The organism is Symbiobacterium sp., assembly GCF_040797425.1.
Lineage (GTDB): Bacteria > Bacillota > Sulfobacillia > Symbiobacteriales > Symbiobacteriaceae > Symbiobacterium.
The window spans coordinates 22,275-35,277 of the sequence record NZ_JBFNEH010000004.1; the positions used below are offsets into that span (position 1 = coordinate 22,275).

13 protein-coding genes are annotated in these 13,003 nt (G+C 67.3%); 8 read left to right on the forward strand and 5 right to left on the reverse strand.

Features of this window, described 5'->3' with window-relative positions:
* Positions 1-87 precede the first annotated feature (87 nt).
* The 6 genes from AB2385_RS02010 to AB2385_RS02035 all read left to right on the forward strand — a co-directional run bounded on the left by AB2385_RS02010 (position 88) and on the right by AB2385_RS02035 (position 6,666).
* The gene (locus tag AB2385_RS02010) at positions 88-1,071 is read left to right on the forward strand and encodes a 2-hydroxyacid dehydrogenase (RefSeq protein ID WP_367653247.1); all 984 of its coding nucleotides are present in this window, start codon (positions 88-90) and stop codon (positions 1,069-1,071) included.
* 18 nt (positions 1,072-1,089) lie between these two features.
* Positions 1,090-1,800, forward strand: coding sequence for a response regulator transcription factor (locus AB2385_RS02015; protein ID WP_367653248.1), 711 nt, complete (start codon positions 1,090-1,092; stop codon positions 1,798-1,800).
* Positions 1,801-1,811: 11 nt separating this feature from the next.
* The gene (locus AB2385_RS02020; protein ID WP_367653329.1) at positions 1,812-2,921 is read left to right on the forward strand and encodes a sensor histidine kinase; all 1,110 of its coding nucleotides are present in this window, start codon (positions 1,812-1,814) and stop codon (positions 2,919-2,921) included.
* Between the two features lie 249 nt (positions 2,922-3,170).
* The gene (locus AB2385_RS02025) at positions 3,171-3,947 is read left to right on the forward strand and encodes an ABC transporter ATP-binding protein (protein ID WP_367653249.1); all 777 of its coding nucleotides are present in this window, start codon (positions 3,171-3,173) and stop codon (positions 3,945-3,947) included.
* Positions 3,922-5,850: an FtsX-like permease family protein gene (locus AB2385_RS02030; RefSeq protein ID WP_367653250.1), complete on the forward strand. Its 1,929-nt coding sequence runs from the start codon at positions 3,922-3,924 to the stop codon at positions 5,848-5,850. The genes AB2385_RS02025 and AB2385_RS02030 overlap by 26 nt, the downstream gene beginning before the upstream one ends.
* 15 nt (positions 5,851-5,865) lie before the next feature.
* The gene (locus tag AB2385_RS02035) at positions 5,866-6,666 is read left to right on the forward strand and encodes a CPBP family intramembrane glutamic endopeptidase (RefSeq protein ID WP_367653251.1); all 801 of its coding nucleotides are present in this window, start codon (positions 5,866-5,868) and stop codon (positions 6,664-6,666) included.
* 97 nt (positions 6,667-6,763) lie between these two features.
* Here AB2385_RS02035 and AB2385_RS02040 read toward each other — a convergent pair whose 3' ends face one another.
* From AB2385_RS02040 to AB2385_RS02060, 5 genes are all read right to left on the reverse strand, one after another.
* Entirely contained in the window at positions 6,764-8,524 is a 1,761-nt protein-coding gene (locus AB2385_RS02040) for an NADH-dependent [FeFe] hydrogenase, group A6 (RefSeq protein ID WP_367653330.1), read from the reverse strand.
* A gap of 7 nt (positions 8,525-8,531) precedes the next feature.
* Positions 8,532-10,442 carry an NADH-ubiquinone oxidoreductase-F iron-sulfur binding region domain-containing protein gene (locus AB2385_RS02045; RefSeq protein ID WP_367653252.1) on the reverse strand — a complete coding sequence of 637 codons (1,911 nt, stop codon included), beginning with the start codon at positions 10,440-10,442 and terminating at the stop codon, positions 8,532-8,534.
* Positions 10,439-10,996, reverse strand: coding sequence for an NAD(P)H-dependent oxidoreductase subunit E (locus tag AB2385_RS02050; protein ID WP_367653253.1), 558 nt, complete (start codon positions 10,994-10,996; stop codon positions 10,439-10,441). Before AB2385_RS02050 ends, AB2385_RS02045 begins: the two co-directional genes overlap by 4 nt.
* A gap of 228 nt (positions 10,997-11,224) precedes the next feature.
* Complete coding sequence (locus AB2385_RS02055) at positions 11,225-11,647, reverse strand: HPP family protein (RefSeq protein ID WP_367653254.1); 423 nt, start codon at positions 11,645-11,647, stop codon at positions 11,225-11,227.
* Between the two features lie 29 nt (positions 11,648-11,676).
* Positions 11,677-12,141: a chemotaxis protein CheX gene (locus AB2385_RS02060; protein WP_367653255.1), complete on the reverse strand. Its 465-nt coding sequence runs from the start codon at positions 12,139-12,141 to the stop codon at positions 11,677-11,679.
* A 156-nt stretch (positions 12,142-12,297) separates the two neighbouring features.
* Between AB2385_RS02060 and mobB the strand changes: the two genes are divergently transcribed.
* Both mobB and tatA read left to right on the forward strand, forming a co-directional pair.
* Positions 12,298-12,810: a molybdopterin-guanine dinucleotide biosynthesis protein B gene (gene mobB / locus AB2385_RS02065; RefSeq protein WP_367653256.1), complete on the forward strand. Its 513-nt coding sequence runs from the start codon at positions 12,298-12,300 to the stop codon at positions 12,808-12,810.
* A gap of 3 nt (positions 12,811-12,813) precedes the next feature.
* Positions 12,814-13,002: a twin-arginine translocase TatA/TatE family subunit gene (tatA, locus tag AB2385_RS02070; RefSeq protein WP_367653257.1), complete on the forward strand. Its 189-nt coding sequence runs from the start codon at positions 12,814-12,816 to the stop codon at positions 13,000-13,002.
* The last annotated feature ends 1 nt before the right edge of the window (position 13,003 follow it).

Consider the following 13,003-nt stretch of genomic DNA (forward strand, 5'->3'; position numbering starts at 1 on the left):
GACCGCTTCCCTGCGTGAACGCGGGAATCGGGCGTGCCGGGGACAAAATAGCGTCTGTCTGAAAACTACCTCACGGGAGGGTCTGTAATGCCGCACCCGCGCGTGTTTGTGACCCGGCGGATCCCCGAGGCGGCGCAGGATATCTTGCGCGCCGCCTGCGAAGTGCACACCTGGGACCACGAGGAGGAACCGGTGCCGCAAGACGAGCTCCTGCGTCAGCTGCAGCAGTCGGACGGCGCGCTGATCGTCGGCCCGCACCGGATCGATGCGGCGGTGATGGACGCCGCACCGCGCTGTCGCGTCTACGCCAACATGGCCGTGGGCTATGACAACATCGACGTGGCCGAGGCGACCCGGCGCGGCATCATGGTGACCAACACGCCCGGCGTGCTCACCGAGACCACCGCCGACCTGGCCTTCGCGCTGATGCTCGCCGCCGCCCGCCGCCTCTACGAGGGCCAGCGCACGATTGTGGAGGGCCGCTGGAAGGGCTGGTCGCCCATGTTTATGACCGGCCAGGACGTGTACGGCGCCACGCTGGGGATCGTGGGCGCCGGCCGCATCGGGCAGGCGGTGGCCCGGCGGGCCCGCGGCTTCAACATGCGCATCCTCTACCACAACCGCCGGCCCAACCCGGCTTTCGAGGCTGAGGTGGGGGCCGAATACCGGGCGCTGGACGACCTCCTGCGGGAGTCGGATTTCGTGGTGCTGCTGGTGCCCCTGACGCCCGAGACGCGCGGGCTGATCGGGGCGCGGGAGCTTTCGCTGATGAAGCCGACGGCGGTGCTGGTGAACGCCGCCCGGGGGCCGGTGGTGGACGAGCGGGCGCTCTACGAGGCCCTCCGCTCCCGGCGGATCTGGGCCGCCGGCCTGGACGTGTTCGACCAGGAGCCCATCCCGCCCGACCACCCGCTGCTCTCGCTGCCCAACGTCACAGCCGTGCCGCACATCGGCTCGGCCACGGTCCGCACCCGCACCGCAATGGCGGTGCTGGCCGCAGAAAATCTCGTGGCGGGGGTGACGGGCCGGCGGCCGTCTAACCTGGTGAACCCCGAAGTGTTCCAGGGGTGACCGCTGGGAGGGATGGCCATGGCTGAGGCGCGGCGCTACCGGATCATGATCGTGGAGGACGACGAGAAGATCGCCTCCATCCTCGCCGCGGCTTTGGACCGCTACGGGTATGACGTCATCCTGGCACAGGACTACGCCAGGATCAAGGAGGAATTTGTGGCCGCGCGGCCCGACCTGGTGTTGCTGGACGTGAACCTGCCCCGCTACGACGGCTTCTACTGGTGCCGGCAGATCCGAACGGTGTCGCGGGCGCCCATCCTGTTCATCTCGGCCCGCTCCGATCAGATGGACCAGGTGCGGGCCATCGAGCACGGGGCCGACGACTACATCACCAAGCCCTTCAACCTGGAGCTGGCGCTGGCGAAGGTCGGTGCGGCGCTCCGCCGCGCCTACGGCGAGTACGCCCTGACCCGGGCGCCGGACGTGCTCAGTGCGGGCGGCCTGCTCCTGGACCGGTCCACCAACCGGGTGAGCCTGGGCGACCGGGCGGTGGAGCTGAGCCCCAAGGAGTTCCGGCTGCTCTGGTGCCTGGCGGAGCGGGCGGGTGCGATCGTGGCCCGTGAGGAGCTGCTGGAGGCCCTCTGGGATGACACGGAGTTCGTGGACGACAACACCCTCACCGTGAACGTCGCCCGCGTGCGCCGGCGGCTGGAGGAGCTGGGGCTGGCGAACGTGATCGAGACCAAGCGGGGCCAGGGGTACTGCCTGGCCCTGCCCGGGGGCGACTGACGGTGTCGTTCATGCAGTTTCTTCTGGACCGGTTCGCCTACGTGCTCGCCTACAGCACCTTCGCGGTGCTCTCCCTGCTGGTGGTCCATCTGGACCTCAGGCTCTCCGGGGCCAGGCTGCAGTTCGTGAACTTGCTTTACATTCTGCTCCTGGGGCTGGTGGGCCTCGCCCTGTTCCTCTGGTTCGAGTACCGGCGGGTAGCCCCCCTCTACCGCCATCTCGCCCGCATGACGGGACGGGAGCCCCTGGAGGAGCTGGCGGTGCTGCCGGCTCCCCGGACGGCGGAGGGGGAGTTGCTGAGCGGCGCCTGGAGCAGAATGTACGGCCGGCTGACCGGCGACCTGGCGGCCGAGCGGGAGCGGGGGCAGCGCCACGTCCGCCTGGTGACGCAGTGGGCGCACCTCATGAAGACGCCGGTGTCGGTGATCGACCTCCTGCTGCAGCAGGCCCGGACCGACGCGTGGCCGCAGGAGGCGCGGGAGCTGGTGCGCAGCGTGGCGGAGGAGAACCATCGGCTCGAGCACTCGCTGCAGATGCTGTTGAACGCGGTGCGCCTGGAGGACTTCTCCCGGGACTTCCGCGCCGAGCGGGTGGACTTGGAGCACCTCGTGCGGGAGGTGGTCAACGCCCACAAGCGGGAGTTCATCGCCCGGCGGGTGTACCCGCGGGTGGAGGCCCAGGCGGACCAGGGAGACCCCTGGGTGGTGGAGAGCGACGCGAAGTGGTTGCGCTTCGTGCTGGAGCAGGTGCTCAGCAATGCCCTGAAGTACGCTGCCCGGCCGGAAGAGAGTCCGGAGGGAGGACGGGTTGTCTTCCGGCTGCGCCGCGAGGGCGGTGACGTGCTCCTGGACGTGGCCGACGACGGGGTCGGCATCCCACCGGAGGACCTGGGCCGGGTCTTCGAGCCGTTCTTCACCGGCCTCAACGGCCGTGCGTTCCCCCAGGCCACGGGCATGGGCCTGTACCTGGCGCGGGAGGTGTGCGCACGGCTGGGGCACGGGATCAGCCTGGAGTCGGAGCCAGGAAAGGGGACGACCGTGCAGCTGCGCTTTCACGCGCCGCGGACCTTGTTCGCCGGACTGCAGGCAGGCCTCGTAGAAGATGCGGACCGGCAGGGATAGACAGGTGTCGCGATGCAGCCCCACCGCCCTGGACGGTGGGGCTTCCGCATACAGCCCGGGCCGCCTTCCTGTGCACCTCTCCGGAAAGGGTGTCGCCTTCCTGCCCGCAGCCGTTCCGGGTGCGGGCAGATTGCAGCCTGCATGACAGGACTGTAAGGTTTCGGCGCTGACCTGAAAGGTGAGCTTAAGGAAGCTCCCTGCGCACCTTGCTACACTAAGGCTTGAACTGCAAGACAGGGAGGCAGCACGATGCTGGTGCTTGAAGCCAAGGGGCTCACCAAAGTTTACGGAGGCCGGGGCAAGGTAGCCACCCGCGCCCTGAACAACCTTTCGCTGCAGGTGGAGAAGGGCGAGTTCGTGGGGATCATGGGACCCTCTGGCAGCGGCAAGACGACGCTCCTGAACCTGCTGGCGACGATCGACGCGCCCACGTCCGGTGCCGTGGTGATCGAAGGGAAAGAAGTCAGCCACATGCGGGGTGAGGAGCTCGCCCTCTTCCGCCGGCGGCGGCTGGGCTTCATCTTCCAGGACTACAACCTGCTGGACAGCCTCACGATTGGCGAGAACATCGCCCTGCCGCTGGTGCTGGACCGGGTGCCCGTGAAGGCCATCAAGGAGCGGCTGCGCACGCTGGCAGGGCAGTTGGGCATCCTGGACATCCTGGAGAAGTATCCCTACGAGGTCTCCGGCGGCCAGCAGCAGCGGGCCGCGGCGGCCCGGGCGATCATCCACGAGCCGGCCGTGATCCTGGCCGACGAGCCTACGGGCAATCTGGATTCCCGGTCGGCCCGGGACCTGATGGAGACCCTGGTGCTGCTGAACAACCTGGCCGGGGTGACCATCGTGATGGTGACCCACGACGCCTTCGCGGCCAGCTTCTGCAGCCGCATCCAGTTCATCCGCGACGGCCAGATCTACACCGAGATCCGGAAGGGCGCGAGCCGGGAGGCCTTCTTCCAGCAGATCCTCGACGTGCTCTCGCTGATGGGGGGTGGCCGGAATGAGCCTCTGGCAAATCGCGGCTAGGAACGTGTGGCGAAACCGGGGGAGCTACCTGGCCTACCTCGGGAGCGCGGCCTTTGCCGTCATGGTCTACTTCATCTACACAGCCCTGGCGCTCCACCCCGACCTGCAGGGAGGCTACAGCGGCGCCTGGGGCGTGATCCGGGGCATCCGGGCCGCCTCGGTGGTCATCGCCGTCATCACCTTCTACTTCCTGCTCATCTCCAACGCGGCGTTTGTGCGGTCCCGCAAGAAGGAGTTCGGCCTGCTGAGCCTGATGGGCCTCTCGCGGAAGCAGTTGATGGCCCTCATCCTGTGGGAGAGTCTGATCATCGCACTGGTGGCCCTGGCGGTGGGGCTGGGCTTCGGTCTCCTCTTCCTGCGGCTGTTCTTCATGGCCATCAGCGTGCTCCTGCGGCTGCCCGAGAGCCTGCCCTTTCATGCAGGGCCTCAGGTCTGGGCCCAGACGCTGCTGGTCTTCGGCACCTTCTTCCTGGTGGTCTCGCTCTACTCGCTCCGGGATGTGGTGCGCAGCAGCGTCATCGACCTGATCCGGGCCGAACGGAAGCCCAAGGAGACGCCCTCCTTCTCCTGGTGGAAGGCCCTGCTGGGCCTGTTGCTCGTGGGCGGCGGCTACTGGTGGGCCAGTTCGCCCTCCCCGCAGGCGGTCCTTCTCGGCGTCGTACCGGTGACGGCCATGGTGACGGTGGGCACCGTCTTCCTCATGCGGGAGTGCGGCATCGCCCTGCTCGGCTGGCTCCGCCGGCGGGAGGGCTTCTACTACCGCACGACGCCGTTTCTCACCGTCAGCCAACTGGGCTTCAAGATTCAGGAGAACGCGCGCACGCTGGCTAACACGGCCGTGGCCATCGCGGTCATCCTGACCGCCGTGGGAACCATCTACGCGCTTTTCATGGTTCTGGCCAACGACGCCCTCATCCGCGCCCCCCATGCGTTCCAGGTGGCCGAGCCGGCCGGTGCCGGATCAGCAGCCGGGACCGTGGAGGCCGAGTTGCGCCGGCAGGGCCTGGAGAACTGGGTCCGGCGGGAGTTGGTGACGGTGCGGGGCGACCTGGACGGCGATGTCTCCGTGCTACTGGTGCCGTACTCCCTCTACGCCGGCGTCGAACGGGTGTCGCAGGAAGTGAAGCCTCTGCCGGAGGTGGAGGGCGGTGCGCTGCTGGTCTATCCCTACAGCCTGGGGGCCACGACCACGGACTGGAGCCCGAAGCCCCGGGAGCTGTCGGTGAGCGGCAGAACCTTCTCGCTCGCCGTCGCCCCGGACTACGGCGGACTACCGGTGAACGAGATTTTCACGACGCGTTATGTCCTGGTGCTGCCGGACGATCTGTTCCGGGAGGCCGTGGACGGGAGTGCGCCGGAAGACCGGTTGCGGGTGACCATGTGGGACGTGGCCGACTGGCGGAGCGAGGCCGTGGCAGAGGCCGTGGACGCCCTGGCCGTGCGCTTCCCCGGGGAGGAACCGGAACAGGGGCCTTTCTTCTCATCGCCCGTTCCGGAGTACCGGGAGACCGTCTCCAGTATGGGGTTCGCCCTGTTCGTGGGCATCTTCGTCTCGCTGGTCTTCTTCGCCACCAGTTGCAGCTTGCTCTATTTCCGGCTCTTCACGGAGCTGGAGGAGGACCGGCGCCACTTCCGGCGGCTGCAGGAAGTGGGCGTCAGCCGGGGGGAGCTGCGTCGGGTTTCGCTCAGCCAGACCCAGGTGATTTTCTTCGTGCCGTTCCTGGTGGGTCTCGTCCATTCCACCTTCGCCATGAAGGCCCTGAGCACGCTGCTGCAGCGATCGGTCCTCCACTACGGGTGGCTGGTTGCGCTGGCCTACCTGGGGCTGTACGTCCTCTACTATGCAGTGACCTACGCCTTCTACTGGCGCACGCTCTCGGGCGGGAGCGCCAGACCCGCCTGAGGAGGTGCGTTCCAGATGATGAAGCTGAACGCAAAGACCGAGTCGCTTCTCTACATCCTCCTGGTGCTGGGAGGAGCGCTGGCTGTGGTGCGGTTGCGGTGGTACCAGTTGATGATGTTCCTCCCGACGCTTGTGGCCTTGCTCATGATGCTGGTCATCGGCCGCGACGGCTACTCCCGCACCGGATGGCGCCGCCTGGGCCTGCATCGCTCAGGTGTACGGGCGTGGCCGGTGGCCATCCTGCTCCCGGCTGCGGCCCTGGGCTCGGGGTATCTGGTTGCCGCAGCCGCCGGCGTTGCCGTGTACACGCCGCTGGAAGGATTCACCCGCGTCGGCCTGATGCTGAGATACGTCCTTCTGGTCTTGATCTACACGCTCAGCTTTTCCCTTGGAGAGGAGATCGGCTGGCGCGGCTACCTGCTCCCCCGGCTGATGGCCTTCGGACGCCGGAAAGGCTATCTGATCGGCGGTCTGGCCTGGGCCTGCTTCCACTATCCGGCGATGTTCTTCACCGACCTGTACCTGCCGGACGGGAACCGTCTGCTGAACGCCGTCGTCTTCACCCTGATGGTGCTGGCCCTGAACGTCGTTCTTGGGGAACTGCGCCTGGCATCCGGAAGCGTCTGGACCGCTTCGCTGCTCCACTCTGCGCACAACGCGTTCGTAGAGACGGTGGGAATAGGTTTTCGGGTGAGTGCCCCCGCCGGGCATTACCTGGTGGGGGAAACCAGCGTGGTGACGCTGGCCTTCTACGGGCTGGCTGCGGTCTGGCTGCTCGCCCGCAGCCGCACAGGTACAGCCCCGGCGGCCGGGTGAAGGGATCCGGTCTTTCCGGGACAAGAAAAGAGAGCCCCCTCCGCAGTACGGAGGGGGTTCGTCTGTGTCGGACCATGATGGCGCCCGTTGCGGAGTCTTACCGGCGCAGGATGCCGGCCGGCACCCGGGCGTGGTAGTGGGTGTGCAGCAGGTGGTGGGCCCGCTCGCTGCCCGGCTGCCCCAGGTACTCGGCGTAGAGCTGCTGGATGGCCGGGTTCTCGTGGGACCGGCGGATCGTCATGCGCTCGTCGATGGTGTACAGCGAGGCGATCCGGGCGAGGCGGACCTCATCCAGGGCGTTCGGGCCCTTGGCCGGAATCGGCTGGCCGCCGCCGCCGATGCAGCCGCCCGGGCAGCCCATGATCTCGATGAAGTGGTAGTTCTTCAGCCCCTTGGAGACCTGCTCCATCAGCCAGCCCGCGGCGCCCAGACCGTTGGCCACGGCCACGTTCAGGGTGACGCCGTTCAGGGTGACGGTGGCCTCACGGACCTGGAACGGGATGCCCCGCACCTCTTCAAACTCGATCTTGGGCGAGGGGCTGCCGGGCTCCAGCCAGGCCGCCGCCGTGCGCAGGGCCGCCTCCATGACGCCGCCGGTGGTACCGAAGATGGTGCCGGCGCCGGTGCCCAGCCCCAGCGGGGTGTCGAACTCCTCCTCCGGCAGGGAGGCGAGGTCGATGCCCGCCTGGCGGAACATGCGGGCAAGCTCGCGGGTGGTCAGCACGTAGTCGACGTCCTGGTACCCGGAAGCCCGCATCTCGGGCCGGTTGGCCTCGAACTTCTTGGCCGTGCAGGGCATCACCGAGACCACCACGATGTCCGCCGGATCGATGCCCGCCTTCTCGGCATAGTAGGTCTTGGCCATGGCGCCGAACATCTGCTGGGGCGACTTGCAGGTGGAGAGGTTCTCCAGCATCTCCGGGAAGAAGTGCTCGGCGTACTTCACCCAGCCCGGCGAGCAGGAGGTGATGAGCGGCAGCGGGCCGCCCTTCTGGAGCCGCTGGATCAGCTCCGTCGCCTCCTCCATGATCGTCAGGTCAGCCCCGAAGACGGTATCGAAGACCTGGTCGAAGCCCAGCCGGCGCAGCCCGGCCACCATCTGGCCGGTGGAGATCGCGCCGGGCGGCAGGCCGAACGGCTCGCCGATCTGGACCCGGACCGCCGGGGCGGTCTGTACGATCACGTGCTTGCCGGGATCCAGCAGGGCCCGCCAGACGGCCTCGGTCTCGTCGTACTCGGTCAGGGCGCCGGTGGGGCAGACCACGGTGCACTGGCCGCAGAGGGCGCAGGCCGCGTCGTTGAGGGAGACGCCGAAGAACGGGCTCACCCGGGACTCAAAGCCGCGTCCGGTGACGGCGATCGCCGAGACCCCCTGGACCTCACGGCACACGGCCACGCAGCGCTGGCAGAGCACACACTTGGAGCTGTCCACGGCGATGGCGCCGGAAGCCACGTCCCGGTGCGCCTCATGGTGAGCGCCACGGAGCGGGACCGTGCGCACGCCCATCTCCTGGGCCAGCTGCATCAGCTCGCAGTTGCCCGCGCGCAGGCACGTCGGACACTCGATGTTGTGGTCGGAGAGCAGCAGTTCCAGGACCAGCTTCCGGGCCTCGCGGACCGCCGGGGTGTTGGTGTGAACCACCATCCCGTCGGTGCAGGGCACGGTGCAGGCGGTCTGGAGGCCGCGGGCCCCCTCGACCTCCACCAGGCACATGCGGCAGGCGCCGATCTTGTTGATGTCCTTCAGGTAGCAGAGCGTGGGAATGTGGATACCGTTTTGGCGCGCCGCCTCCAGGACAGTGGTTCCGGGTTCGACCGAGACGGGGCGCCGGTCGATCGTCAGTTGGATCACGCACAGCACCCCCTTACCAAACGACGGCGTTGAACTTGCAGACGGTGGCGCACGTCCCGCACTTGATGCAGGCCTCGGCGTCGATGTAGAAGGTCTCGGGCTTCCGCACCTCGCCATGGATGGCGTTCACCGGGCAGTTCCGGGCGCACACGTTGCACGCCTTGCACCGCTCCTGGTCGATCCGGAAGTCCGTCAGGGCCTTGCAGCGCCCCGCCGGGCAGTGCTTGTCCCGCACGTGCGCCTCGTACTCCTCACGGAAGTAGCGCAGGGTGGACAGGACCGGGTTCGGCGCGGTCTGGCCCAGGCCGCAGAGCGCGGTGGCCTTGATGCCGTTGGCCAGCCGCTCCAGTTCGTCCAGGTCCTCCAGCGTGCCCTCGCCCTCGACGATGCGGTCCAGGATCTCCAGCATCCGCTTCGTGCCGATGCGGCAGGGCGGGCACTTCCCGCAGGACTCGTCCTGGGTGAACTGCAGGTAGAAGCGTGCCACGTCGACCATGCAGGACTGATCGTCCATCACGATGAGACCGCCGGATCCCATCATGGAGCCGACCTCGTTGAGCGGCTCGTAATCCATGGGGATGTCCAGCATGTGGGCAGGGATGCACCCGCCGGACGGGCCGCCGGTCTGGGCCGCCTTGAAGGGCCGCCCCTTGGGAATGCCGCCGGCCATGCCGTAGACGATCTCCCGGAGGGTGGTGCCGATGGGCACCTCCACCAAGCCGGTGTTCATGACGTTGCCGGCCACGGCGAACACCTTGGTGCCCGGCGACCGCTCCGTGCCCACGCTGCGGAAGGCCTCTGCCCCGTGAAGGATGATGAACGGGACGTTGGCATAGGTCTCGACGTTGTTGTTGAGGGTCGGCTTGCCCCACAGCCCCTTCTGCGCCGGGAAGGGCGGCCGCGGCCGGGGAAGGCCCCGCTGGCCCTCGATGGAGGCGATCAGGGCGGTCTCCTCGCCGCAGACAAAGGCGCCTGCGCCGAGCCGGATGTCGATGTCGAAGCTGAAGCCGGTGCCGAGGATGTTCTCGCCCAGCAGGCCCATCTCGCGGGCCTGCCGGATGGCGATCTCCAGCCGGTGCACCGCGACCGGGTACTCGGCCCGCACGTAGATGTAGCCGTGCTGGGCCCCGATGGCGTACCCGGCGATGGCCATGGCCTCGAGGATGGCGTGCGGGTCGCCCTCGATGATGGAGCGGTCCATGAACGCGCCGGGGTCACCCTCGTCGGCGTTGCAGAGGACGTACTTGACGTCGCCCTCCACCGCGGCCGCCAGCTCCCACTTGCGGCCCGTGGGGAAGCCGCCGCCGCCCCGGCCCCGCAGGCCAGAGCGCTTCACTTCTTCGATCACCTGCGCCGGGGTCATCTCCAGCAGGGCCTTGGCCAGGGCGAAGTAGCGGTCCGCGGCGATGGCCTCCTCGATGCACTCGGGGTTGATGAGGCCGCAGTGGCTGAGGGCCGTGCGGTGCTGCCCCTTGTAGAAGGGCTGGTCCATCATCTTCTCAATGCGGTGCTTCTCCCGGGGGTTGGGGGCGTACAGCAGCGCCTCCACCGGCTGGCCGCCCAGCACGTGCTGCTGGATGATGACCGGCGCGTGCTGCGGCTGCACCTCGCAGTAGAAGGTCTGGCCGGGATAGACCACCACCACCGGTCCCATCCGGCAGAAGCCGAAGCAACCGACGGGAACGACCTTCACCCGTTCGGTCAGGCCCTGGTCCTCCACAGCCTTCTGCAGGGCTGCGACGGTGTTCAGGGACTTGTTGGACTGGCAGCCTGTGCCCGAGCAGACCAGGATGTGCACCTCGGGCGCTTCCGCCAGGTTCACGGCCTGGGCCTGGCGCAGGGCGATGTCGTGTGCGCGCCGGGCCCGCACGGCCTCCAGGTCAGCCAGGGAGCGGATCCGCTGCGATGCCTGAACGGCGGTCATTGCGCCTCACCTCCCACCGGGGCGGCCTCAGCGCCGGCCGGCGCCTGTTCGGCGGCGGCCCGCTGGCGCAGCTCGGCCACCAGCTTCAGGGCTTCACTTTCGGTCATCTTGCCGTGCACCTCGCCGGCCACGGTGACCACGGGGGCCAGGCCGCACGCGCCCAGGCACCGGCAGACCTCGAGCGAGAAGAGCCCGTCGGGAGTGACCTGCCCGGGCTGAATGCCGAGCTCCCGCTCGAACAGGGAGAGGACGCGGCCCGCGCCCTGCACGTAACAGGCGGTACCCATGCAGACATTGATGGGGTACTTGCCCACCGGCGTCAGGGTGAAGTAGTTGTAGAACGTTACGACACCGTAAACCTCGCTCGGAGGCACGTGCAGCGCGGCAGCCACGTGACGCTGCACCTCCTCGGGCAGGAAGCCGAAGATCTCCTGGGCCTTGTGGAGCACCGCGATCAGGTGGTCGGCGGAAGACCGGCCGTCCTGAATGAAGGCGTCCAGTTCGGCGAAGCGGGGATCGTCAGGCGTGATGCCCTGGCAGCAGGATCCGGACATACGCTCACCACCTTGGTCAAGATCTCTAACGAAAGTGGTCTGCTACCTTCTTGTGAAAGAAGGAACGATCATCTCACTTCGATGGTAAATTACCACGTCGCGAGCGGCAAGGCTTCTGCCTGCCTATCTGATGCCTATCTTATGTTTAGTTTGTTTACAAAAGCCATGGGCCTTTTGCACTAGACAGTGAGTAACCCCCCTCCGCTTTGGGGAGGGAGGTCCAGGTGACTAGCCTATGAGATGGTCGATAATGACTGACCGGGTGAGGTAACCCACCGGTTTGCCCTGCTCCACTACGGGCAGCACCTTCCGGTGCTGGCGGAGCATCATCTCTGCGGCCTCCTCCAGCGTGACGTCGGGCGAGATGGTGTCCAGCTGCCGGGTCACCACTTCTCTGAGCGGCTGCACCAGCAGAAGCTCCCGTCCGGCGCCGCGGATCCAGGTGGGCACGGTGTCGCTGTCGGCCCTGGTGGCGCGCCAGACGAGGCGGATCAGGTCGCCCTCGGTCACCAGGCCGTAGAGCGTCCCGTCGCCGCTGACGACCGGAACGAACGTCAGGTTATTCGTGCGCATCGCCTTGAGGGCCATGAAAATCGGATCGGTGGGGGAGAGGGGTGGCACCTGGATCATGGCATCGCGGACCCGGGTCATGTTCGTGAGCCCTCCTTCGCAGCGCCGTGCTACGCGGCGACGTCGATCGAGAGGTGGAGGTTCAGCCTGCCGTGCTGGCAGGCCAGCGGCACGACCACGCGGCTCACGCCCAGGGTCGAGATGCGGGTTTGCGGCCCGATCATGATCGTCGGCGGGGTGATGTCGGCAGAGAGCCCGATTTTCTCCAACTCGGTGCAGGCGCCTCCCGCCACCAGGTTCCCCAGTTCCGCGAGGGCGGAGAGGCCCATCTCAGTAAGCTCCTCCATCGGCTCGCTCACCATCGTCGCGGCGATGGTCCTCGCCGTGGCGAGGTTCAGGCCGAGGAGCAGGGAACCGCGTACTTGGCCGACGAATGAAAGGTAAATTACGACCTCGTCTGTGACGTGTGCGCTAGCCTCCACGCGCAGGCCGGTCCGCTTGATCTCGGACTTCAACTCCTGCGCGAGGTTGTGTTTCGCGGCGGCCAGGAATGCATTGACGACTTCTGCCTTCATTGTGTGAACCTCCGTCTCATCATACCTCTATAATGTTTTGCAGCAGGAAGAGTTACTCCTGCTCGTATTACGTGGCCCGGTCCTGCGGGAGCAGGCCGCGGCTGGCCCAAAGGATTGTTCAGCGGTAAGATAGAGGCAGAGGCGGAGGGAACCGGTATGCCCATGCCCCCTGTGCTTTCGGTCGTCGGCTGCGGCAAATGCGGCAAGACGACCCTGGTGGAACGGCTGGTAGCGGAACTGACGAGGCGCGGCTACAGGGTTGGCACCCTCAAGCACGACGTGCACGGGTTTCAGATGGACCACGAGGGCAAGGACACCTGGCGGCACAGGCAGGCGGGCGCCCGGGCCGTGTGCATCGTCGGCCCCGGCCAGATCGGTCTGGTGCGGTCGGTACCGGCGGGCGAGTTCGGGGTTGCGGACGCCATCGCCCTCCTGGGCCCGGTGGACATCGTGATCGCGGAAGGCTTCAAGCGCGAGCGCTTCCCCAAGGTCGAGGTCTTCAGCAGCGCGCGGAACGAGGGCCGACTGCTCTGCGATGGCGACCCGTCGCTCCTGGCCGTTGCTGGCGATCTCCCGGTGGAGACGGCGCTGCCCAGGTTTGACTGGAACGACATCCCGGCGATCACAGATTTCGTGGAAGAAACACTGCTTCGGCAGCAGGAGGGATAGGTCATGCTGCAGCGCATCGGCCCGATGGAGGTCGCCCTGATCGTTGTCGTCTTGTTGCTGATCTTTGGGCCCTCGAAACTGCCTCAGCTGGGCAAGTCCATCGGCGAGACCATCCGGGAGTTCCGGCGCTCCATGAAGGCCGCACACGACGACGAGGGCAGTTCCGCACAGGAGGAAGAGAAGAAGGGTTAGG

What these genes read in the sequence shown, in the direction of transcription:
- AB2385_RS02060 (WP_367653255.1), bottom strand. Translation starts at nt 12,141, where the DNA reads ATGAAGGCAGAAGTCGTCAATGCATTCCTGGCCGCCGCGAAACACAAC.
- AB2385_RS02025 (WP_367653249.1), top strand. Translation starts at nt 3,171, where the DNA reads ATGCTGGTGCTTGAAGCCAAGGGGCTCACCAAAGTTTACGGAGGCCGG.
- AB2385_RS02045 (WP_367653252.1), bottom strand. Translation starts at nt 10,442, where the DNA reads ATGACCGCCGTTCAGGCATCGCAGCGGATCCGCTCCCTGGCTGACCTG.
- AB2385_RS02015 (WP_367653248.1), top strand. Translation starts at nt 1,090, where the DNA reads ATGGCTGAGGCGCGGCGCTACCGGATCATGATCGTGGAGGACGACGAG.
- AB2385_RS02035 (WP_367653251.1), top strand. Translation starts at nt 5,866, where the DNA reads ATGATGAAGCTGAACGCAAAGACCGAGTCGCTTCTCTACATCCTCCTG.
- AB2385_RS02055 (WP_367653254.1), bottom strand. Translation starts at nt 11,647, where the DNA reads ATGACCCGGGTCCGCGATGCCATGATCCAGGTGCCACCCCTCTCCCCC.
- AB2385_RS02010 (WP_367653247.1), top strand. Translation starts at nt 88, where the DNA reads ATGCCGCACCCGCGCGTGTTTGTGACCCGGCGGATCCCCGAGGCGGCG.
- mobB (WP_367653256.1), top strand. Translation starts at nt 12,298, where the DNA reads ATGCCCATGCCCCCTGTGCTTTCGGTCGTCGGCTGCGGCAAATGCGGC.
- AB2385_RS02030 (WP_367653250.1), top strand. Translation starts at nt 3,922, where the DNA reads ATGAGCCTCTGGCAAATCGCGGCTAGGAACGTGTGGCGAAACCGGGGG.
- tatA (WP_367653257.1), top strand. Translation starts at nt 12,814, where the DNA reads ATGCTGCAGCGCATCGGCCCGATGGAGGTCGCCCTGATCGTTGTCGTC.
- AB2385_RS02050 (WP_367653253.1), bottom strand. Translation starts at nt 10,996, where the DNA reads ATGTCCGGATCCTGCTGCCAGGGCATCACGCCTGACGATCCCCGCTTC.
- AB2385_RS02020 (WP_367653329.1), top strand. Translation starts at nt 1,812, where the DNA reads ATGCAGTTTCTTCTGGACCGGTTCGCCTACGTGCTCGCCTACAGCACC.